Origin of the sequence: Massilia sp. Mn16-1_5 (genome assembly GCF_004798585.1) — a bacterium.
Classification (GTDB): domain Bacteria; phylum Pseudomonadota; class Gammaproteobacteria; order Burkholderiales; family Burkholderiaceae_D; genus Telluria.
This window is the reverse complement of record NZ_PPXQ01000008.1, coordinates 44,031-62,462: the sequence shown is the minus strand read 5'-3', so window position 1 is coordinate 62,462 and position 18,432 is coordinate 44,031. Positions and strand designations below refer to the sequence as shown.

General features: G+C 66.7%; 24 protein-coding genes. 1 reads left to right on the top strand and 23 read right to left on the bottom strand.

Going from position 1 to position 18,432, the window contains the following annotated elements; all coding sequences use genetic code 11:
* Nucleotides 1-8 precede the first annotated feature (8 nt).
* From C2862_RS11215 to flgB, 12 genes are read right to left on the bottom strand one after another with little or no spacing between them, the layout of a single operon-like run.
* On the bottom strand, nucleotides 9-1,055 hold the full coding sequence (locus C2862_RS11215) for a hypothetical protein (RefSeq protein WP_136220208.1): 1,047 nt from the start codon (nucleotides 1,053-1,055) through the stop codon (nucleotides 9-11).
* 3 nt (nucleotides 1,056-1,058) lie between these two features.
* Nucleotides 1,059-1,970 carry a flagellar hook-associated protein FlgL gene (gene flgL / locus C2862_RS11210; protein ID WP_136220207.1) on the bottom strand — a complete coding sequence of 304 codons (912 nt, stop codon included), beginning with the start codon at nucleotides 1,968-1,970 and terminating at the stop codon, nucleotides 1,059-1,061.
* Between the two features lie 9 nt (nucleotides 1,971-1,979).
* Nucleotides 1,980-3,350, bottom strand: coding sequence for a flagellar hook-associated protein FlgK (gene flgK / locus C2862_RS11205; RefSeq protein ID WP_136220206.1), 1,371 nt, complete (start codon nucleotides 3,348-3,350; stop codon nucleotides 1,980-1,982).
* A gap of 60 nt (nucleotides 3,351-3,410) precedes the next feature.
* Nucleotides 3,411-3,758 carry a rod-binding protein gene (locus C2862_RS11200; RefSeq protein WP_229467386.1) on the bottom strand — a complete coding sequence of 116 codons (348 nt, stop codon included), beginning with the start codon at nucleotides 3,756-3,758 and terminating at the stop codon, nucleotides 3,411-3,413.
* Entirely contained in the window at nucleotides 3,758-4,885 is a 1,128-nt protein-coding gene (locus tag C2862_RS11195) for a flagellar basal body P-ring protein FlgI (RefSeq protein WP_136220205.1), read from the bottom strand. Before C2862_RS11195 ends, C2862_RS11200 begins: the two co-directional genes overlap by 1 nt.
* A 12-nt stretch (nucleotides 4,886-4,897) precedes the next feature.
* Nucleotides 4,898-5,554: a flagellar basal body L-ring protein FlgH gene (gene flgH / locus C2862_RS11190; protein ID WP_136220204.1), complete on the bottom strand. Its 657-nt coding sequence runs from the start codon at nucleotides 5,552-5,554 to the stop codon at nucleotides 4,898-4,900.
* Nucleotides 5,554-6,339: a flagellar basal-body rod protein FlgG gene (gene flgG, locus C2862_RS11185; protein ID WP_168710046.1), complete on the bottom strand. Its 786-nt coding sequence runs from the start codon at nucleotides 6,337-6,339 to the stop codon at nucleotides 5,554-5,556. Before flgG ends, flgH begins: the two co-directional genes overlap by 1 nt.
* 30 nt (nucleotides 6,340-6,369) lie before the next feature.
* Entirely contained in the window at nucleotides 6,370-7,104 is a 735-nt protein-coding gene (locus tag C2862_RS11180; protein WP_136220203.1) for a flagellar basal body rod protein FlgF, read from the bottom strand.
* Nucleotides 7,105-7,122: 18 nt separating this feature from the next.
* On the bottom strand, nucleotides 7,123-8,307 hold the full coding sequence (locus tag C2862_RS11175; RefSeq protein WP_136220202.1) for a flagellar hook protein FlgE: 1,185 nt from the start codon (nucleotides 8,305-8,307) through the stop codon (nucleotides 7,123-7,125).
* Nucleotides 8,308-8,324: 17 nt separating this feature from the next.
* Nucleotides 8,325-9,002, bottom strand: coding sequence for a flagellar hook capping FlgD N-terminal domain-containing protein (locus C2862_RS11170; protein WP_229467385.1), 678 nt, complete (start codon nucleotides 9,000-9,002; stop codon nucleotides 8,325-8,327).
* A 16-nt stretch (nucleotides 9,003-9,018) separates the two neighbouring features.
* Complete coding sequence (gene flgC, locus C2862_RS11165; protein ID WP_136220200.1) at nucleotides 9,019-9,423, bottom strand: flagellar basal body rod protein FlgC; 405 nt, start codon at nucleotides 9,421-9,423, stop codon at nucleotides 9,019-9,021.
* Nucleotides 9,424-9,425: 2 nt separating this feature from the next.
* Nucleotides 9,426-9,788 (bottom strand): flagellar basal body rod protein FlgB, encoded by a 363-nt coding sequence (flgB, locus tag C2862_RS11160; RefSeq protein WP_136220199.1) that lies wholly within the window; start codon nucleotides 9,786-9,788, stop codon nucleotides 9,426-9,428.
* A gap of 74 nt (nucleotides 9,789-9,862) precedes the next feature.
* Between flgB and flgA the strand changes: the two genes are divergently transcribed.
* Nucleotides 9,863-10,573, top strand: a complete 711-nt coding sequence (flgA, locus tag C2862_RS11155) for a flagellar basal body P-ring formation chaperone FlgA (protein ID WP_136220198.1) — start codon at nucleotides 9,863-9,865, stop codon at nucleotides 10,571-10,573.
* 18 nt (nucleotides 10,574-10,591) lie between these two features.
* On the opposite strand, the gene C2862_RS11150 is transcribed toward flgA, so the two are convergent.
* From C2862_RS11150 to fliD, 11 genes are read right to left on the bottom strand one after another with little or no spacing between them, the layout of a single operon-like run.
* Nucleotides 10,592-11,320: a glycoside hydrolase family 73 protein gene (locus C2862_RS11150; protein ID WP_136220197.1), complete on the bottom strand. Its 729-nt coding sequence runs from the start codon at nucleotides 11,318-11,320 to the stop codon at nucleotides 10,592-10,594.
* Nucleotides 11,307-11,735: a flagellar export chaperone FlgN gene (flgN, locus tag C2862_RS11145; RefSeq protein WP_136220196.1), complete on the bottom strand. Its 429-nt coding sequence runs from the start codon at nucleotides 11,733-11,735 to the stop codon at nucleotides 11,307-11,309. The genes C2862_RS11150 and flgN overlap by 14 nt, the downstream gene beginning before the upstream one ends.
* Nucleotides 11,735-12,013: a flagellar biosynthesis anti-sigma factor FlgM gene (gene flgM / locus C2862_RS11140; RefSeq protein WP_136220195.1), complete on the bottom strand. Its 279-nt coding sequence runs from the start codon at nucleotides 12,011-12,013 to the stop codon at nucleotides 11,735-11,737. Before flgM ends, flgN begins: the two co-directional genes overlap by 1 nt.
* Before the next feature lie 35 nt (nucleotides 12,014-12,048).
* Nucleotides 12,049-13,002, bottom strand: coding sequence for a flagellar motor protein MotB (locus C2862_RS11135; protein ID WP_136220194.1), 954 nt, complete (start codon nucleotides 13,000-13,002; stop codon nucleotides 12,049-12,051).
* Between the two features lie 3 nt (nucleotides 13,003-13,005).
* On the bottom strand, nucleotides 13,006-13,917 hold the full coding sequence (motA, locus tag C2862_RS11130) for a flagellar motor stator protein MotA (RefSeq protein WP_136220193.1): 912 nt from the start codon (nucleotides 13,915-13,917) through the stop codon (nucleotides 13,006-13,008).
* Between the two features lie 46 nt (nucleotides 13,918-13,963).
* On the bottom strand, nucleotides 13,964-14,701 hold the full coding sequence (locus tag C2862_RS11125; RefSeq protein WP_136220192.1) for a FliA/WhiG family RNA polymerase sigma factor: 738 nt from the start codon (nucleotides 14,699-14,701) through the stop codon (nucleotides 13,964-13,966).
* A 14-nt stretch (nucleotides 14,702-14,715) separates the two neighbouring features.
* Complete coding sequence (locus C2862_RS11120; protein ID WP_136220191.1) at nucleotides 14,716-15,192, bottom strand: flagellar basal body-associated FliL family protein; 477 nt, start codon at nucleotides 15,190-15,192, stop codon at nucleotides 14,716-14,718.
* A 16-nt stretch (nucleotides 15,193-15,208) separates the two neighbouring features.
* Complete coding sequence (locus tag C2862_RS11115) at nucleotides 15,209-16,363, bottom strand: flagellar hook-length control protein FliK (protein WP_168710045.1); 1,155 nt, start codon at nucleotides 16,361-16,363, stop codon at nucleotides 15,209-15,211.
* A complete protein-coding gene (locus tag C2862_RS11110) occupies nucleotides 16,360-16,677 on the bottom strand; it encodes a hypothetical protein (RefSeq protein WP_136220189.1) in 318 nt (105 codons plus the stop codon). The genes C2862_RS11115 and C2862_RS11110 overlap by 4 nt, the downstream gene beginning before the upstream one ends.
* The gene (gene fliS, locus C2862_RS11105) at nucleotides 16,670-17,059 is read right to left on the bottom strand and encodes a flagellar export chaperone FliS (RefSeq protein ID WP_136220188.1); all 390 of its coding nucleotides are present in this window, start codon (nucleotides 17,057-17,059) and stop codon (nucleotides 16,670-16,672) included. Before fliS ends, C2862_RS11110 begins: the two co-directional genes overlap by 8 nt.
* Nucleotides 17,060-17,069: 10 nt before the next feature.
* Nucleotides 17,070-18,422 (bottom strand): flagellar filament capping protein FliD, encoded by a 1,353-nt coding sequence (fliD, locus tag C2862_RS11100; protein WP_136220187.1) that lies wholly within the window; start codon nucleotides 18,420-18,422, stop codon nucleotides 17,070-17,072.
* Nucleotides 18,423-18,432: the final 10 nt, after the last annotated feature.

Below are 18,432 nucleotides of genomic sequence, written 5' to 3'. Positions count from 1 at the left end.
AAGGGCGCTCAGCGCAGGCCGAGCAGGGCCAGCACGCGTTCGCGGCTGACGCCGACCAGCGCCGACGTGATCGCCAGCAGCGACTCGTAGTCGTGGCTGGCGGCGGTGGTGGCGAAGTCCTGGGCCGAAATGGCGAGGTCGTCGGCGCTCAGTTCGGACTGGGCGGCGCGCAGGGTGGCGGCGCTCAGCGCGGCGCTGGCGGCATCCTGCGAGCGGCGCACGCGCTCCAGGGCCTGCACCACTTCGCGCAGGCTCTGGCGCAGCGCTTCGGCGTTGCCGGTGCCGATGTCCTGCAATTTGAGGTCGGGCGACACGGCTTCGGTGGCGACGCGGCCGCGGCCGGAAATGGCGATGCTGTCGCGCACGCCAGGCCAGTTGGCTTCGGCCGTCCTGAATTCGATGCGGTTCTGCTTGTCCAGGCCGGCGCGCACGCCCAAGGGCGCGAGGGTGCGGTCCAGGCGCGTGGAAATCTCTTCCGCCGTCATGCCCGGTTCCAGGCTGGCCGCCAGCTGCGGACCGCCGGCGCCGCCGACCGAAAAGGCGAGCGAGAGGGGCGCGGACGACTGCAGCGTGGCCACGTCCAGGCCCTGGATGCGGAAGCGCTGCTGCGCCGGTTCGCCGTCCGAGAACGCGAGCTGGGCATCGACCGAGCCGCCGGCTTGCGCGCTACGGGCGGCGATGCTGGCGCCGAGCTGGCGGGCGCGTGCTTCGAGGTCGCGCGCGCCGCTCTTCATGCCGGCGATCTTCGCGCTCAGCGCGGCCTTCACCGATTCGAGCTGGGCCGCGACGCGGTCGAGGTATTCGCGCGCCTGCTGGGCGCTGGCGACGTCGCTTTGCAGGCGATTGTCCCAGTTGGCGTGGCTGCGGCGCTGCGGCGCCTGCACGGCAGGACGAACGGCGACGCGGGTATCGGGCGCGTCGTCCGAGGTTGTGCCCGGTAGCGGCTGGGTGCGCAGCGGCGCCGGCACGGTCTTGGCCGGGCCGACGCCGTTACCCGGGTTGACCGAGGTAGTGACTGGAAGCGTGGTGGATGCGGTGCGAAGCGTGGTGTCCATCGATTACAGGGCAGAGAACAGGGACAGCGTACCAATCCGGCCATACGCCTTGTAGGTAGCCTGCAGGGCGGTCGAGTAACCGTTCAGCTCGGTTGCGGCGACGCCCATGTCGAGCTGGCCGATGTCGGTGATGGCCATCTGGTTCGACAGGCTGACGTTACCATGGTTGGCGTCGAGCGTGTCGAGGATGTTCTGCTTGCCGCCGAGGACAGCGATCTTGCCCGACACCAGGTCGAGCGCCTCGTCGAAGCCGGTCAAGTTGTCTTCCAGCACGGCGCGGGTGGCCGGATCGTTGACGTTCAGGCTGGCGCCGTTGAGGGTGGCGATGGTCGCATCCAGGCGGTTCAGCAGCTTCTCGATGCCCTTCACGTTGTCGTTCGCGACCTGGGTCAGGCCATTGCCGACCACGACGCGCTGTTCGTTGGTGTTGCCGGCGAAGCTGTAACGCGAACCCGCGGCCGCGGCGGCGTTGTAGGCGATCGGCGCCGTCGCCGTGTTCGTGCCCGAGAACACGTAGCGGCCTTCCTGGTCGACCGAGTTGGCGCTGAAGAGCAGGCCGTCGCGCAAGGCTTCGAGCGGCTTGACCATGGCGCGCAGGTCGTCCGGCGTGTTGCTGCCGTCGAGCGCCCAGACGATCTGGTCGCGGCCTGCCGAGATGTCGTTGACCATGCTGCCGAGATAACCCTCGTTCTTCGACAGGCGGATCTTGATCGAGGCGATGTTGTCGCGGTACTGGGTGATGGCAGCTTCCTCGCGCTGCAGGCGCGACAGGCGCACGCTGTCGACCGGATCGTCCGACGGCACCGAGATGCGCTTCCCGGTCGCCATCTTCTGGGTCAGGTCGCTCATGCGCTCCTGGTTCAGCTGGAGCGACTTGTTCATGTTCGATTGGTATTGGGCGGTGGCGATGCGCATGATTGATCCTTAACCCATCATCGCCAGCGTGGCGTCGAACAGGGAATTGGCGACCGACATGACTTTCATGTTGGCCTGGTACATGTTCTGGTATTCGACGAGGTTGACGGCTTCCTCGTCCTGGTTGACGCCGCTCGTGGCCTGCCAGTCGTCGACCGCGTGGGTACGCATGGTCTCGGCGGTGGCGAGCGCCGCCTGGTTCTGCTGGCTCAGCACGCCGAGCTTGCCGACCAGCTGGGTGTCGGCGTCGCTCAGCAGCACGGTGCCCAGGCCGGTGACGGTGACGGTCTGGCTGTTGATGTTCACCAGTTTCAGCAGGTTGCCGGTGTCGCCCTGGGTACCGTCGCTGGAGAAGGCCAGGCCGGTCGGTTCCATGCCCGGGGCAATGGTGAGCATATTGGTCGCGCCCGCCGTGTAGACGAACATCGGCTTGCCCGGGGTGCCGTCCATGGCGTAGCCGGCCGTCAGCTGGGTGTTGATCTTGTCCGACAGTTGGCGCGCGATGTCGGCCACGCCCTGCTGCATCGGGCGCAGCGTTTCCTGTTCATAGACGGTCAGGCCGCCCAGCTGGCCGCCGAGCTTGGCCGCATCGAGGCCGAAGGTGGTCGAGGCGAATTCGAGCTTGAAAGTCTGGGCGCCGACGCCGCCGACGGCCTTCAGCTCGCCGGCGACATTGCCGATCACCAGTGCCTGGCCGGTCTTCAGCGAGACGTCGCGCACGCCGCCCGGCTGGTCCGACACTTCCAGTGCCATCTGGCCGGCCAGCTCGTCGATCGCGAGGTCGCGCGCGTCGATCAGGCTTGATGCCGGTGCGCCGACCGCGTTCGCCTGGGTGATGCGCGCGTTCAGGGCGGCGATCTTGCTGATGTTGGCGTTGGCCGCGTCGACGATCGCGCTGCGCTGCTGGCTGACCGACTGCTGCTGGGCGTTGTAGACGTTGTTCAGGCTGTTGAAGCGCTGGGCCAGCAGGCCGCCTGCCGTGAGCACCTGCTGGCGCAGCGGGGTCGAGGTGGCGTTGTCGCCGGCGACCGCGTTGAGCGCGGCGAAGAACTGGTCGACCGCGACCGACAGGCTGGCCGTATCGTCGCCCATCACGCGCTCGAGCTGGGTGAGGTAGGGCTGGGTCTGCGAATACTGGCCGGTCTCGGCCGCCGCGCGCCACATCTGCTGGCTTTTATAGCCGTCCGAGAAGCGCAGCAGCGAGCTGACCTGCACGCCATTGCCGACGGACTTGCCGCTCATGTCCGCACCGACGGCCGTCAACAGCGCCGCCTGGCGCGTATAGCCCTTGGTTTGCAGGTTGGCGATGTTCTGGCTGGATGCCGACAGCGCCATCTGCGATGCGAGCGCGCCCGACAGGGCGTTGGTCATGATGGTCATGGAGGTCTTTCTGAAGAAACAGGGGCCTACCGTAGATAGGCGACCAGTTGCCGGGAAATATTAAGTGTTGCCGGGAGTAATTTTTGTCGGCACGAGCTGGCGCAGGATCGCGTCGGCCACGCCGAAGGCGCGCTGGCCGGCCATCTGCTTCGAAAGGATGCCGTCGGCCATGTCCTGCATGTCCTGGTTGACCTTGTCCTTGAAGACGCTGTCCTCGTCGGCCATCTCGCGCGTGGTGGAGCGCATGTCCTTCAGCATCTGCGAGATGAAGAAGCTTTCGAACTCGACGGCGGCGCGGGTGGCCTTGGCAAGGTAGGCGGCGTCTTCGGCCGCGGGCGCCACGGCATCGGTCTTGGCGCCGTTGGCCTGCGGCTGCAACGGATTCAGGGGCGTGGTGCGGTCCATCATCAGATCACCACCAGTTCGCCTTCGATGGCGCCGGCCTGGTCGAGCGCCTGCAGGATCGCCATGATGTCGTCGGGGGACGCGCCCAGGCTGTTGACCACGTCGATGATGGTCTGCAGCTTGGCGCCGGCCGGCCACTTGAACATCTGGCGGCCGCCGCCCTGGTCGACCGACAGCTGCGACTGCGGCGTCACCGCCGTCTGGCCGCGCGACAGCGGGCCGGGCTGGCTGACATTGGAACTTTCGGAAATCACGACCTTCAGCGAGCCATGGGTGACGGCGGCCGATTTCACGCGCAGGCCTTCGGCGATGACGACGGTGCCGGTGCGCGAGTTGAAGACGACTTTCGGCACTTCGACGCCGGCTTCGACGTTCAGGGCGTTCAGCTTGGCGACAAAGGCGACGCGCTCGGTCGGATTGCTCGGGGCGATCACTTCGACGCTGGTGCCGTCGGCGGTGGTCGCGACCGGGCCGAAGCGGCGGTTGATCGCTTCCACGACATTGGTCGCGGTCTCGAAATGCGGGTGGCGCAGGCGCAGCAGCACTTGCGGGCGGGTGGCGAAGTCGGTTGCGATTTCGCGCTCGATCATGGCGCCGTTCGGGATGCGGCCGGTGGTCGGGGTATTCACGGTCACCGAGGAGCCGCTCTTGCCGGAGGCGTTCAGGCCGCCGACCACCAGGTTGCCCTGGGCCAGCGCGTAGGTTTCGTTGTCGGCCGCGCGCATCTGGGTCAGCAGCAGGGTGCCGCCGCGCAGGCTTTTCGCGTCGCCCAGCGACGAGACGGTGACGTCGATCGCCTGGCCGCGGCGATAGCCCGGCGGGAACACGGCCGAGACCATGACGGCGGCGACGTTCTTGTTCTTGGCGTCCTGGCCTTCAGGCAGCTTGACGCCGAATTGCTTGAGCATGTTCAACACCGACTGGCTGGCGAACTTGACCTGGGTCGAGTCGCCGGAGCCGTTCAGGCCGACCACGAGACCGTAGCCGACCAGCGGGTTTTCGCGCACGCCCTCGATACTGACCAGATTGCGCAGCGCCTGGGCGGCCTGCGCGGGCACAACCGCGCCAAGGGCGAGCGCGGCGGCAAAAATGATACGGTTTACGAGGGCAAAGCGGCGAAACTGAATCATGTCGGTCCTAAGTTAAAAGGGCATCAGCGGTCCGGTGAAGAAACGCGTCAACCAGCCTGCGGAGTTGGCATCGGCCAGCACTCCTTTCGCCGAGTAGGCGATGCGGGCATTGGCCACGCGCAGCGAGGACACCTGGTTGTCGGCGTCGACGTCGGCAGCGCGGATATAACCCTTCAGGCGCAGGAATTCCTCGCCCTGGTTCAGGGTCATGTTCTTCTCGCCCGCCACGCGCAGCAGGCCGTTCGGCATCACTTCCTGCACGATCACGGTCAGCGCGCCGGACAGGGCGTTCTGCTGGGTGCTGGTCGAGTCGCCCTTGAAACTGCGGTCGGCGCTGGCGTCGAAGCCGGTCTTGCCGAAGGTCTTGCCGAGTGCGCCCAGCGGGGCGATACCGACCGACGAACCCTTGTTGAAACTGGTGCCGGCGCGCTTGCTCGCCTGCGTCGTTTCCTGGAGGATCACGGTGACCACGTCGCCGACGCGGTAGGCGCGGGCATCCGAGGTCAGCGACAGCGCGTCGCTGCTGAAGACGCCGCCGGAGACGCCACGTGCGGCTGCACGCGTGACCGGAATCGGCGCTTCGTCGCTTACTTGGGCGATCGGCGCCTTGGAAGCGCAGCCGACCAGCAACATCGTAATGATAGTTGCCGCAAAGCTAGAACGGATCATTATCGGGCCGCCTGCGCGAGGTATTGCAGCATATTGTCGGCAGCCGACAACACTTTGGTATTCATCTCATAAGTCCGTTGTGCGGCGATCATGTCGACCATTTCTTCGACGACCTGCACGTTCGAACCTTCCAAAGCGCCTTGCTTCAGCTTGCCCAGTGCGCCGTCGCCCGGACGGCCTTCGTTCGGCGCGCCGCTGGCGGCCGTCTCGGAGAACAGGTTCTCGCCCAGGGCCAGCAGGCCGGCCGGATTGACGAATCCGGTGAGGGTGAGGGCGCCGATTTCGGTCGGTGCCGACTGGCCCGGCACGGTGACGGAAACGGTGCCGTTTTCGGCGATGGTGATTGCGGTGGCGTTGTTCGGCACGGTGATCTGCGGCACCAGCGGCAGGCCCTGGGCATTCACCAGGGTGCCGTTGGCGTCGACCTGCAGCTGGCCGGCGCGGGTGAAGGCGGCGTCGCCGTTCGGGCGGCGCACCTGCAGGAAGCCGTTGCCGGAGATGGCGACGTCGAGCTGCTGGCTGGTGGTCTGGATCGAGCCGTTGGTGAACACTTTCTGGGTGCCGACCAGGCGCGTACCGTTGCCGAGCTGGACACCGTTCGAGACGGTGTTGTCGGCGCTTTGCGCGCCCGGCTGGGCGTCGACCTGGTAGTGCAGGTCTTCGAACACGACGCGGTCGCGCTTGAAGCCGACGGTGTTGACGTTGGCCAGGTTGTTGGCGATCGCCTGCAGCTTGGCGTCTTGCGCCTGCACGCCGGTCTTGCTGATCCACATTGCTGGATTCATGAAATTCTCCTAATTCGTTGACGGAGCCGCTCAGGCGCCGAGCAGGCGGTTGCCCGCCTCGTTCATCTTGTCGCTCGCCTGGAACAGCTTCATCTGCATTTCGAAGCTGCGGTTCAGGGCCATGGTCGCGACCATCTCTTCGACGGCCGACACGTTGCTGCCTTCCAGGGCGCGCGAGCGCACGCTGATGTTGGCGTCCGCCGGCAGCGGGTCGCCGCTGCGCGACACGATCAGGCCCGCTTCGTTCTTGGTCAGCTCCGGACCTTCGGCCGTCACCAGGCGCAGCTTGTCGATCACCTGCATCGTGGTCGCGCCTTCGGCCAGCACGGAAATGGTGCCGTCGGTGCCGATCTCCACCGCCGAATGCGGCGGCAGCACGATCGGGCCGCCTTCGCCCAGCAGCGGACGGCCGGCCACCGACAGCGCACCATCAGCGCCGATGTCGATCGCGCCGGCGCGGGTATAGGCTTCGTTGCCGCCGAATTCGACCGCGAAGTAGCCGTTGCCGTTGATGGCGACGTCGAGCGGACGCCCGGTTTCGCGCACGGTGCCCGGCCGGGTCGAGATGGCGTCGGCCTGGGTGCGCGCCATGTGCACGTCGTCGTACCCATAGTTCACACCCGCGCCCAGCTGCTGGCTGGTCACCAGTTCCAGGTTGGCGCGAAAGCCCGGCGTGTCCATGTTGGCCAGGTTGTTGGCGTGGACCTGCTGGGCGCGCAGCGTGTGCTCGGCGCCGGAGACGGCGGTGAAGATCAGTTTATCCATGGAGCGGTAATCCCTTTATTAGAGGGCTTGCATCAGGGCTTGCATCATCTGGTTCTCGGTCGTGATGACCTTCGAGTTCGCCTGGTAGTTGCGCTGCGAGGTCATCAGGCCGACCAGTTCCGAGGTGATGTCGACGTTCGAGCCTTCCAGCGAGCCGGTGTTCAGCTTGCCGGCCAGGCCTGCGCCCGGGGTGCCGTACAGGGCCAGGCCCGAGGCGGCGTTGGCTTGCCAGCTGGTGTCGCTCGTGGCGGTCAGGGCGCCTTCGTTGCCGAAGGTGGCCAGGGCGATGGTGCCCACGGTCTGCTTCTGCTCGTTGCTGTAGCGCGCCACGACCGAACCGTCGGCCGCCAGCTCGACGCCGACGTAGTTGCCCGAGGCGTAGCCGTCGGTGCTGTTGGTGGTGCTGGTCGCTTCGCCGGCGAACTGGGTGGTGCCGGTGTAGTCGATCGAGAAGGTGATCGGGGCGGCGCCGTTGGTCGGGGTCAGGGTCAGGTTGCCGCTGTTGGTCGCCGCCGGGAGCTGGCCTTGCGCGTCGAAGGCGAGGGCTTTGGTGGCGCTCGGAGCGGCGCCGTCGAAGCCGTAGTGCACGGTGACGGCATTGCTGCCGGTCTTGACGAAGTACTGCGACACGGTGTGCTGCATGCCGAGCGAATCGTACAGGACCGATTGCTTGACCATGTTGTAGCTGTCAGGCTTGGTGGCGTCGAAGGTCGTGTTGGTCGGGACTTGCCAGTCGGCCGACATGTTGCCGACGTACTTGACGCCGGTCGAGGCCTTGGCCGCGATCTGGCCGGTCGGGATCTTGATGTCGCCCATCACGCCCAGGGTGCCGTTAACGGCCGGGCCGTAGCCCTGCACCTTGCGGCCGGCGGCGTCGACCAGGTTGCCGGCATTGTCGGCCGCGAAGATGCCGACGCGGCTGTACGACATGGTGCCCTGCGAATCGCGGGTGACGAAGAAGCCGCGGCCTTCGATGGCGGCGTCGAGCGAGCGGCCGGTCGATTCGACGGAGCCGTTGGTGCCGATGTTCTGGGTCAGCGAGCCGACCGAGACGCCGTTCGCCTGCTCGCCCGCGTACATGGCGGAGAAGTTGGCGCGGCTGCTTTTAAAACCGTAGGTGCTCGAGTTGGCGATGTTGTTCGAGACGGCTTCCAGCTGTTCGTTGATGGCCTGGATACCGGAGAGGGCGATGTTGAAGCTCATGGCTAGATCCTTGGATATTAGTTAGCGGCGACCTGCGAGGCCTTGCCGTTGAAACCAGTAATGGCGGACGGGTCGACGTCGCCGACGCCAGCCACCTGCAATACGACGGAGCCGGTGCCAGACAGGCGCACGCTGTTTACGGTGCCGGCGATTTCGACGGGCACGGATGCGCCGTCGGCGGTCTGGGCGGCGATCGAGTAGCTGCCCGGTGCGAGGCCCAGGGCGCTCGGGTCGATCGTGAATGCCTGGCTGCCGGCCGAATGGAAGGGCAGCGTCATGGTGTGCGGCTGGCCGTCGACGCCGGTCAGCACCAGGTTGGTGGCGCCGGAAGCCGAAGGAAGGCTAATGGTGCCGTTGATGGCGGAACCGTCGACGCGCACGCGGTCGGTGGCGACCGACACTTGCGAGCCGACCTGGCCGCCCATCGCCAGCACTTGCAGGCTTTGCAGGACACTGGCGCTGGCGCTGGTGGTCTTGCTCAGGTTTTGCAGGGCTTCGGTTTGCGACAGCTGCGACAGCTGGTTGACGAACTGGCTCGGGTCCGACGGCGCCAGCGGATCCTGGTTGCGGATCTGGGCCACCAGCAGCTTGGTGAACATATCCTTGTTGGCGGAGACGTCGGCACTGGTCGCGATGGCGTCGGTGCCAGTGGCGGCCGTGTTGTTCGAGGCCGCGAGGGAGTTATTGGTCAGCATGCTCATTGTCTTAACCTCAGCCTTCGCCCAGTTTCAGCAGCGACTGCTGCATGTTCTTGATCCGGCCCAGCACTTCGACATTGGTCTCGAAGGCGCGCGAGGCGGACATCATGTCGGCCATTTCGGCGACCGAGTTGACGTTCGAGTAGACGACCATGCCTTCGGCGTCGGCCAGCGGGTTGCCCGGCTCATAGACCTTGCGCACCGGGTCGGCGCTCTGCACCACGTCGAGCACCTGCACGCGGCCGCCTGCGTCGTTTTCCATGACGGCGGCGAAGACGGGTTTGCGGGCGCGGTAGGCTTCGGCTTCCGAAGGGGCAGCGGTGTCGGCGTTGGCCAGGTTCGATGCGATCGTGTTCAGGCGTACCGACTGGGCAGCCATGGCCGAACCGGCGATAGTGGAGATGTCTTTAAAACCCATGTTTATTGACCGTTGATGGCTTTTTGCAGACCGCGCAGCTTCATGTTGATGAAGGTGAGGCTGGTCTGGAAGTCCGAGGCGTTCTGCGAGAACGCCGCCTGTTCGACGCCGATTTCGACCGTGTTGCCGTCGGCGCTAGGGTGGAAGGGCACGCGGTACAGCGCTTCGGCGCCGTCGCCCAGCGACAGCTCGCCGGCTTCCTCTGCGGCGCGCTCCTGCATCACCGCGCCGAAATCGACATCGCGCGCCGTGTAGCCGGGCGTGCTTTCGTTGGCGATGTTCGCGGCCAGCACCTTGGTACGTTCGGCGCGCACGTGCAGCGCGTCGGCGTGTAATCCCAGTGCGTCCTTAAAATTAATCGTCATGGTCGATCCTTCGTCGGTGAACTGCAGTGTGTTTCGTTAGAATGGTTAAATCTTTGATTGCCGGGGTTGTTGCAATGATTCTTCGTGCTGCTTGTCTTCTCGTCTTGCCCCTTGCGCTGGCTGCCGCGCCGGTCTTCGCTGCACCTACGGTTGCTTCCCAGGTCGAGGAAGCCGCCCGCGCCCAGCTGGAAAAACAGGCCGCCGCTTCCAACCTGCGCGACGCCCGCTTCGAGCTGACCGTGGTGCCGCCGCGCGTGGCCGCCACCTGCAGCGGCCCGGTCGAGGTCGAAACCGTCGATACCCGGCAGCCGACCCGGATGCGTTTCGCGGTGCGCTGCCCGGGGGCTGGCGCCAGCCGTCTCGAATACATCGTGCGGGCCCGCATTTCGGCATCGGTCGTGGTACTGGCCGCGCCGGTCGCTGCAAATGAAATTCTCACGGATACACATGTTACCGTAGAGCAACGGGAGATTACCAGCATTCCGGACCCGGTGATTGATCCAAATGACGCAGTTGGCCAAACCAGCCGCAGAATGTTGCGCGCCGGCGACGTTCTGCGTAACAATTCGCTATCGGCACCTGTTTTGGTCAAACGCGGCGACGCGGTTGTGATGGTTGCGCGGATCGAAGGGATCGAAGTCAGCACGGCCGGAGAGGCGCTCGATGCCGGGGCGCGCGGCGCGACGGTCCGGGTGCGCAACAGCACCAGCGGGCAGACCGTGCGCATGCGGGTGACCGGCGCGGGAACCGTCGAACCGGTCGACATGCCCCGCGTCAGCCGGTGAAACGGCTTTGCCAAGCGATCAACCGTTAATTCCCTGCAGCTTGCCGGCCAGGCGCGCCAGCTTGGACGCGTAAGCCGGATCGGTGGCGTAGCCGCCTTTCGCCAGGCCCTGGGCAAAGGCATGGGCGTCGTTGCCGGCGCCGATCGCGCCCTTGTAGCGCGGGTTATCGAGCAGCATCCTGGCGTAGTCGCGGAAGGCGCTGGCGCCGTCCGGATACGAGCGGAAACGCTCCTTCGTCTTCACGGCGGCGCCGCCGACGTACTCGGTGGTGGCCGATTCGGCCACCGCGCCATCCCACTTGCCGCTGGCCTTGATGCCGAACAGGTTGTGGCTGCTGGCGCCGTCGCCGCTGCCGGTGTTCATGATGGGGCGCTTGCCCCAGCCCGATTCGAGGGCGGCGTGGGCCTGCACCAGTTCCGGCGCGACGCCGAGTTTATCCGCCGCTTCCTTCGCCCAGGGTGCGATGCTGTCCAGGAAGGCCTGCTGGTCTTCGCTGGTCGAGCTCTCATCGGTTTCCGGGGCCGCCAGCACCGACGCCGCGCTGCGGTTGCGCCACAGGCTGCCTTCGGGCGTCAGTTCCGGCGCCGAGGTGCCGCCGCCGTTCTGGATGAAATCCGCGACTTCGCCCTGCACGGCGGCGAAGGCCTTGCCGAAGCCGCCGCCGCCGCCGAGCGCTTCGGCCGGACGGGTCGGGGCGGTCGGCAGCGTGGCCGCGATCGACGTGGTCGAGAACTCAGCGTGGCGCATAGGTGCCGTCCGAATTGTGCAGCACGCGCTGCATGGTCGTGAACTGCTCGGCCAGCAGGTTGCCGTTGCGCGTGGTCGCGCTCTTGCAGGCGACCACCAGGCGTTCCAGCTCGCTCCAGGCGGCGGCCAGCTTGGCGCGGCCCGGTTCCGGCTGGGCGGCGATGAAGCCGCTCATCGTGCCTTCAGGGCCGTGCAGGGCGCGCACCAGGGCCACGCGCTGCTTGCGGCGCGCATCCATGGCATCCAGGGCCGGCGTCAGCTCTTCGGCCAGCGCGCCAAGCTCCGCGCCCCGGTGGCGCAGCGCGGCCTGGAACTGGCGTTCCAGCAGCGCGTGGATGGCTTGCGTGGCCTGCAGGTCCTGTTCGACGCCCTCGACCAGGGCGGCGACGGCCTGCTGGCGCGTCATCTTGCTCATCAACGCCCCCCGTGGAAGCGCTGGATCAGGCCCGCCAGGCGCGAGGCGTCGAAAGGCAGCTCGCCCTTGGCCAGCGCGTCGCGCAGTTCGGCCACGCGCGCCGCATCGAAATCGGGCAGGGCGGCGAGGGCCTTGGCGGCCGGCTTGAGGACTTCCGATTGCAGGACAGCGCCGGTTTCCGCCGCCGGGGCCGGGGCCGCAGCCGCCGGAGCAGGCGCGTTGGCGGCGCCGCCGATTGCAGGCGCCATGGACGGCGCGCCGGTTCCAGTGATTTTCATGCGGTTACCTCGGGATTTGGATTGAATAGTCATGCTTACTTCGCCAATTGGCCGCGCAGCGACGCAGTGTCGTCGTTCTTGTCGCCGGCTTTTGCGGGTGCGCTCACCGACACGCCGTCGAGCAGGGTTTCGGTGGCGCCGGGTGCGCCGAACATCGCAGCGACCGAGCGCGATTGGGCGCGCGTCAGGATCATCAGTTCGATGCGGCGGTTGATGCCGGCGTCGGTCTGCTTCGCGTCGAGCGGCGCGCGGTCGGCCATGCCGACCACCTGCAGCACGCTGTCGGTGCGCATGCCGCCCTGGAGCAGCTGGGCGCGCGCGGCCATCGCGCGGTTCGAGGACAGCGCCCAGTTCGACATGCCGGTCTTCTCGGCGAACTGGTACTGCACCGAGTCGGTGTGACCCACGATCAGCATCTGGTTTTCCATCTGCGCGAACAGCGGGCCCATTTTCTGCAGCAGGCGCGCGAAGCGGCCGGTCGGCAGGGCGCTGCCGCGCATGAACATGCCCTGGCGGTCGGTATCGTGCAGCATCACGCGCAGGCCGTAGGGCGTCACTTCCGACTGCAGGTTGGCAGCCAGGCCGGCGTCTTCGCTCATCTTTTCCAGCTTCTTCGACAAGGCTTTGAGGTCCGCAGGGGAATCATAGGACACGCGCGCATCCGCAGTCGCACCATTGCTTTGGGCGGGGCCCGTGCCGTCGCGCATGGTCGGGAAGCGCTCGATCAGGCTGCCGCTGGGCGCGTTGGCGATTTCCGGACGCTTGCCGGGACCTTCGAGCTGGCCGGCGGCGGCGTCCTTGGTCATGTTCTGGACCGCTTCCTTTTCGCGCGCGGCCATCAGCCACAGCACCAGGAACAGCGACAGCAGGGCCAGGCAGAAGTCCGCGAACGCGACTTTCCAGGCGCCGCCATGCTCGTCGTGGTCGTGCTTGCCGCCACCACGCTTGATGATGGTCTGCTCGTGATGCTTGTCGTTCAGCTTGGACACAGCTTACCCCGTCATGCGGTCGCTCGAGCGGCGCCGCTTGTTCTGCGATTCGTCGTCGCCGCCCATCGCGTTGATCCATTGTTCCAGCTGGGCGAAGCTCGGCTTCGTGTTCAGCTGGATCAGGCGCCGGCCGGCGTCGATCGCCAGCAGGGCGGGCTTGCCGGCCACGTGGGTGCACAGCACGACCTTCACGGTTTCCATGGTCGAGGCTTCGCCGTTGACCAGCTGCTTCATCATGTTCGACAGCGGGTCGAGCAGGCCGTAGCAGAAGAAGATGCCGATGAAGGTACCGACCATCGCCGCGCCGACCTTTTCCGCGATCGCGCCCGAATCCGCGCCTTCGGCCACCGAATACATCGCCATCACGATGCCGAGAACGGCGGCCAGGATGCCGAAGCCCGGCATGCCTTCGGCGATCTTGTGCAGCGACTTCGAAGGCTGGGTCAGCTCTTCGTGGATCGCGTCCAGTTCCTGCTCGAGCACGCCTTCCAGCTCGTGGGCGTTGATCTTGCCCATCGCCATCAGGCGGAAGTTGTCGACGATGAAAGCCAGCAGTTTCGGCTCGTCCAGGATACGCGGATAGCGCTGGAAGATCGCACTGTCTTTCGGCGCCTCGACGTGGGCGTCGAGCGCCTTCAGGCCGCCGGCGGCCAGTTGCAGCAGTTCATACATCAGCAGCAGCAGCTGGCGCTGGAATTCCGAGTCGTGTTTCTTACGCGACGCGATTTTCTTGAGCTGGTGCGCCATTTCGGACAGCACGTGCTTCTCGTTGCCGATCACCAGTGCGCCAAAGGCGGCGCCGACGATGATCAGGATCTCGACCGGGTGCCAGATGGCGGTGGCCGTGCCGCCCATCAGCGCAAAACCGCCGAACACGCAGCCGAGCACGATGAAGATACCTAGGAATTGCTGCATGACAGGCCTTTCTGGATGAGGATCATGGTTGTTTCTCGTTTTTTTCTTAACGCGCGCCGATGGCGGCTTTCATCTTCGCCAGCGCGCTCTTGTTGAGCTGGCAGACGCGGGCGTCGGACAGGTCGAGCACGGCGGCGATTTCCTTGTAGCTGAGCTCGAACTCGTAAATCATCTGGATCACACGCTGCTCGCGCTCGGACAGGCTGGAAAGCGCCTGTTCCAGGCTGCGCCGCAGCATGAAGGAATCTTCCGGACCCGGGGCACTGTGCGCCTGCTCGGTCGCTTCCTGCAGTACTTCGTCGAAGCTCAGCATCTCTTCGGCGCCGTCGTCCAGCAGGTGCTGCCAATACGCTTCCTGGGTGATGCCGAGCGCGTCGGCCGCTTCCTGCGGGCTCGGCTCGCGGCCGAGCGTGCGGGTGAGGGCGCGCAGGCCGTCGCGCACGCGGTGCGCATCCTGGCGCACGGCGCGCGGGCGCCAGTCCTGGCGCCGCAGCTCATCGAGGATGGCGCCGCGGATGCGCAGCGAGGCGAAGCTGCCGAAGCCGGTGTCGGGCGTGCCGTAGCGGCGCAGCGCCTCCAACAGGCCCATCAGGCCGATCTGCTCCATGTCCTCGCGCGACATCGCGCCCACCTGCGAATTCAACTGGCGCACGATGCGCTTCACCAGCGGCGTGTAGGCCACCAGGTGCTGCTGCTCTTCGCGCGGGCTCATGCCGGCGCCGGCGGCTGCCTCCTGGTATTCGCTGCCGCAGGAAGCGTCGAGATAGTCGGCTGAATAGGCCATTCGGTCCCCGAGCCTTATTCGACGATCAGCTTGCCGATCATGACTTCGCCGAACGGCTTTTCCCGATCGTCGCTGGCATAACTGGCATCGAAGGTCTTGTTCAACTGGGCGGCGTACTGCTCGACGGTCATGGTCGAGGCTTCGGCCAGCGTGTGGGCCGACAAAGCGCGCACGGCGACGGCGCGCAGCAGCGGCAGGTGTTCCTTGGTTTCCTTCTCGCCCTTTTCGTCGGTAGCCAGCACCAGGTCGGTCGACAGGTAGTGGTTGACGGTTTCGTTCGGGCTGCGCTTGAGCATCACGATCACCTTGTCGAGCGTGACGTACTTGACCGGCTTGTCCGACTTTTCCTTCTTCGGTTCGGCGTGCGCGACTTTTTCCGCGCCAGGCGCGGCTTCCTGCGACTTCATGTACATCATGGCGCCGCCGGCGGCACCCGCAGCGACGAGCACGACGGCGAAAACGCCGAGAATGATTTTGAGCTTGCTGTTCATCGTTCGTTGTAAAGGTTTACGCGCGGCCTTGGCCGCGTCCGTTCAGCGAGAACGGGGAAGATCCGGTATTCGCTTCGGCCAGGGCTTCGCCCGGACCTTGTTCCTGCTGGCGTCCATCCTGCTGGCGGCCACGGCCATCGCCGCCGGCGAACATCGGCGTGTTGTTGGCGCCCGCCGCGCCGCGCGGCGCCGGCGCGATATTGACCGACACGTCGCTGAACTGGCGCTGGGCCAGGTCGTTGCGCAGGCCTTCGCTGACGGTCTGCAGCTGGCGCAGCACTTCGCCGTGGGTCGCCGAGATGTGCACCTCGAGCGAACCGGCGCTATGGCGGATCGCGATCTCGACACGGCCCAGCATCGGCGGCTCGAGGCGGATCACGGCCTGCTCGGCGTTCTTGCCGACCTGTAGCTGGAGACGCTCGCCGAGCGCTTCCTGCAGGGTCTGGCGCCATGCGGTCGGCGGCCCCGACAGCGTGACCGTATCGCCGCCGCGCTGGGCCGCGCCCGGCGCCGGTGCGGCCACGCCGAAGCTGTTCGCCGCAGTGCGGTCGAGTGCGGGAGCGGCTTGCTCCGGCCCTGCGTCGGCGTTGGCGGCCAGCGCTTCGGCCGGCAGCGCGGCGGCTGCCGGCTGTGCCGAGGCTGCCGGTGCCGTTTCGGCGGACGCGCGCGCCAGCGGCAGGGCGGTCGGCAGCGCGGCCAGTTCGATGCGGCCTTCGCGGCCCTGACCCGCCTGGGCGGCCGGCTGCGAAGTTCCGGTATCGGCAGCGGCTGCCGATTCTTTAGGGGCGGGCACGCCCGGCAGCGCGGCGACGACGGCCGCCAGCGTGGCCTGTGCGACCGGCATCAATGGCATGGCCATGGCCATCGCGCCCAGCAGGGGCGTGTCGGCGGCAGCCTGCTCGTCGGCCGGGGTCTCGGTGTCGAGCGGCGCGGCCTCGGTCGTGGCGACAGGCGCGTCGGCGATCGGGGCCGCCACCGGGTCCAGCCCGAGCCACTGGGCGAAGCCGCGTGCCGGCTGGCTTGCCGCCGGCTGGGCGGCGTCCGCCACGGGCGCCGGCGCCGCGCCTGCCGCTGCGGAAGCGGCCGGAGTTGCAGTGTCGTTGGCGGCGGCAGGCGCGGCGCTCTTGGCCGACGCTGCAGGCTGGTTCAGTTGAGTCAGGGTCAGATTCATTCTTGGTGTCCGGCAGGTTCCGTGTCGCTGGCGAGCGCATACGCCATCCAGCCATCCTTGTTGTTACGCATGTCGGCAAGCCGCAGGGCGAGCGTGTCGAGCGCTTCGCCGCAGGCGGCCGCGGCGCCGTCGTGGACCGCGCGCAGCTGCGCCAGCGCAGCCAGTTCGCTGCTGGTCCAGGCACCGCGCTCGCGCAGGCTCGATAACTGCGGCGCCAGCGAGCGGGCGAGGGCGCCGAGGCGTTCCCAGTCGCGCGCGAAGGCCGCATCCTTGATGCCGGCGGCCAGCTTGCCGATCGCCGCGCTCCTAGGCATTACGTTCCTGCACGCCTTGCCAGCCCTGGCGGATCGTGGTCAGCACGCCGACCACTTCGTCGACCATGGCCGGGTCCATCTTGATGCCGGCGCCTTGCAGGCGCGACGAGCAGAAGTCATACAGGTTGGCCAGGTTGGCGACGACTTCGCCGCCCTGCTCGAAGTCGAGCGAGCTCGACAGACCGTTGATGATTTCGCAGCATTTGTCGATGCCGGCCGCCTTTTGTTCGTAACGCTTGCCGATGATGTGGCCGCGCACGCGGGCCAGCTCGTCGAGCAGGCCGTCGGTCAGCAGCAGGACCAGCTCGACCGGGGTCGCGCGCGAGGTCTGCGAATCGAGGTTGACGGCATGATAATTGCCGTAGGCTTCTTGATAGGACATGGCTATGAGTTTAGTCTTTAGAGCTGCTGAACAAAGCGTCGAACAGCGAGGTGTTATAGGACATATTGCTTTGAACGGACTGCAGTTGGGTGAACTGCTTCAGGTAGCGCGCATAGGCGCCGTCGTACTGTTTGTCGAGCGCGGTTTGCCGATCCGCCAACTCGTCCTGCAGCTTGCTGACCGCATCCTTGCGGGTGCCGATCTGGCCGTTGGTGCTGTTGGTCCAGAGTTTCAGGTAGCTGTCGAGCTGGCCGGCGATGCCGCTCGGCGCGGTCGCGGCGCTGCTGCCGATCAGGGTGTCGAGGCCGGTCGGATCGGCCGCCAACGCTTTGGTCAGGCGCGTGCTGTCCAGGCTCAGCGTGCCCTGGCGGTTGGCGGTGATGCCGAAGTTGGCCAGGGTGGTGGTGCCGGTGTTGCGCAGCAGGTTGACCAGGCGGTCGCGCAGGGCGCGCACGCCGCTGTCGCCGGCAAAGGCGCCGGCCGCGCCGCCGCTTTCCGGATCGCCCGGGCTGACCAGGCCATCGATCGCCGACTTCAGCTTGTTGTAGGCATCCACGAAAGCCTGGGCGTTGGCCGTCGTCTTCGAGGCATCCGACGCCACCGTCAGCGTGACCGGGGCGCTGCCTGCGGTCTGCGCTTTCGACACCGTCATGGTGACGCCGTCGATCACGTTGAAGGTGTTGCTCGGCTGGGTGATGGCCGTGCCGGTACTGGAACCGACGCGCACGACGGCGTCGAGCGCCTGCGCCAGTTCGGTCGGCGCCGCGCCCAGCTTGGCCGTCAGGCCGGCGTCCGCGCCGGTGGTGCTGAGCGTGATCTTGTTGGCCACCCCGGTGGCTTTCGAAGTCAGCACCAGTTCCGACGTGGAACCGGTGGTGACGACCGCCGCCGAGACGCTGGTGTTGGTGCTGGCGCCGTTGATGGCCGCCGCGAGGTCGCGCACGGTCCAGGTAGCCTTGGTACTGAGGTCGATGCTGAACGAGTTCGTGCCTGCGCCCAGGGTCAGCGAACCGCCGCCGGCAAAGTCGGTCATGCCGCCGTACGAGACCTTGTGCGCGCTGGCCACCTGCTCGACGAAGAAGCTGTAGGTGCCGGCCGCGGCGGTCGCCGTCGCGGTGGCGCTGGCGATGCCCGTATCGCTGAAGACCGCGCTGTTGGCGGAAATCGTCTTGTTCAGGCCCGTCAGCGAGGCGAGGGCGCTCTGGAAGGTGCTCAGCGCGGTGCCCAGCGTGGACAAGCCTTTTTCGGTGGCCGACGCCTGCGTGGTCTGGCGCGTCAGGATGGTCTGGCGGCCGGACGTGAAGGCTTCGGCCAGGGCTTGCGCGGTGGTCGTCGGATCATAGGTGTTGGTAATGCCTGCCATATTATTCTCC

Excerpts from the sequence above, each read along its gene's own strand:
- flgG (WP_168710046.1), bottom strand. The coding sequence starts at position 6,339 with ATGAATCCAGCAATGTGGATCAGCAAGACCGGCGTGCAGGCGCAAGAC.
- C2862_RS11150 (WP_136220197.1), bottom strand. The coding sequence starts at position 11,320 with ATGCGCCACGCTGAGTTCTCGACCACGTCGATCGCGGCCACGCTGCCG.
- flgA (WP_136220198.1), top strand. The coding sequence starts at position 9,863 with ATGATTCTTCGTGCTGCTTGTCTTCTCGTCTTGCCCCTTGCGCTGGCT.
- C2862_RS11200 (WP_229467386.1), bottom strand. The coding sequence starts at position 3,758 with ATGATGGACCGCACCACGCCCCTGAATCCGTTGCAGCCGCAGGCCAAC.
- C2862_RS11175 (WP_136220202.1), bottom strand. The coding sequence starts at position 8,307 with ATGAGCTTCAACATCGCCCTCTCCGGTATCCAGGCCATCAACGAACAG.
- C2862_RS11170 (WP_229467385.1), bottom strand. The coding sequence starts at position 9,002 with ATGCTGACCAATAACTCCCTCGCGGCCTCGAACAACACGGCCGCCACT.
- flgN (WP_136220196.1), bottom strand. The coding sequence starts at position 11,735 with ATGAGCAAGATGACGCGCCAGCAGGCCGTCGCCGCCCTGGTCGAGGGC.
- flgL (WP_136220207.1), bottom strand. The coding sequence starts at position 1,970 with ATGCGCATCGCCACCGCCCAATACCAATCGAACATGAACAAGTCGCTC.
- fliD (WP_136220187.1), bottom strand. The coding sequence starts at position 18,422 with ATGGCAGGCATTACCAACACCTATGATCCGACGACCACCGCGCAAGCC.
- C2862_RS11195 (WP_136220205.1), bottom strand. The coding sequence starts at position 4,885 with ATGATTCAGTTTCGCCGCTTTGCCCTCGTAAACCGTATCATTTTTGCC.
- flgC (WP_136220200.1), bottom strand. The coding sequence starts at position 9,423 with ATGGGTTTTAAAGACATCTCCACTATCGCCGGTTCGGCCATGGCTGCC.
- C2862_RS11120 (WP_136220191.1), bottom strand. The coding sequence starts at position 15,192 with ATGAACAGCAAGCTCAAAATCATTCTCGGCGTTTTCGCCGTCGTGCTC.
- flgM (WP_136220195.1), bottom strand. The coding sequence starts at position 12,013 with ATGAAAATCACTGGAACCGGCGCGCCGTCCATGGCGCCTGCAATCGGC.
- flgB (WP_136220199.1), bottom strand. The coding sequence starts at position 9,788 with ATGACGATTAATTTTAAGGACGCACTGGGATTACACGCCGACGCGCTG.
- C2862_RS11215 (WP_136220208.1), bottom strand. The coding sequence starts at position 1,055 with ATGGACACCACGCTTCGCACCGCATCCACCACGCTTCCAGTCACTACC.
- C2862_RS11125 (WP_136220192.1), bottom strand. The coding sequence starts at position 14,701 with ATGGCCTATTCAGCCGACTATCTCGACGCTTCCTGCGGCAGCGAATAC.
- fliS (WP_136220188.1), bottom strand. The coding sequence starts at position 17,059 with ATGTCCTATCAAGAAGCCTACGGCAATTATCATGCCGTCAACCTCGAT.
- flgH (WP_136220204.1), bottom strand. The coding sequence starts at position 5,554 with ATGATCCGTTCTAGCTTTGCGGCAACTATCATTACGATGTTGCTGGTC.
- C2862_RS11115 (WP_168710045.1), bottom strand. The coding sequence starts at position 16,363 with ATGAATCTGACCCTGACTCAACTGAACCAGCCTGCAGCGTCGGCCAAG.
- C2862_RS11180 (WP_136220203.1), bottom strand. The coding sequence starts at position 7,104 with ATGGATAAACTGATCTTCACCGCCGTCTCCGGCGCCGAGCACACGCTG.
- C2862_RS11110 (WP_136220189.1), bottom strand. The coding sequence starts at position 16,677 with ATGCCTAGGAGCGCGGCGATCGGCAAGCTGGCCGCCGGCATCAAGGAT.
- flgK (WP_136220206.1), bottom strand. The coding sequence starts at position 3,350 with ATGACCATCATGACCAACGCCCTGTCGGGCGCGCTCGCATCGCAGATG.
- motA (WP_136220193.1), bottom strand. The coding sequence starts at position 13,917 with ATGCAGCAATTCCTAGGTATCTTCATCGTGCTCGGCTGCGTGTTCGGC.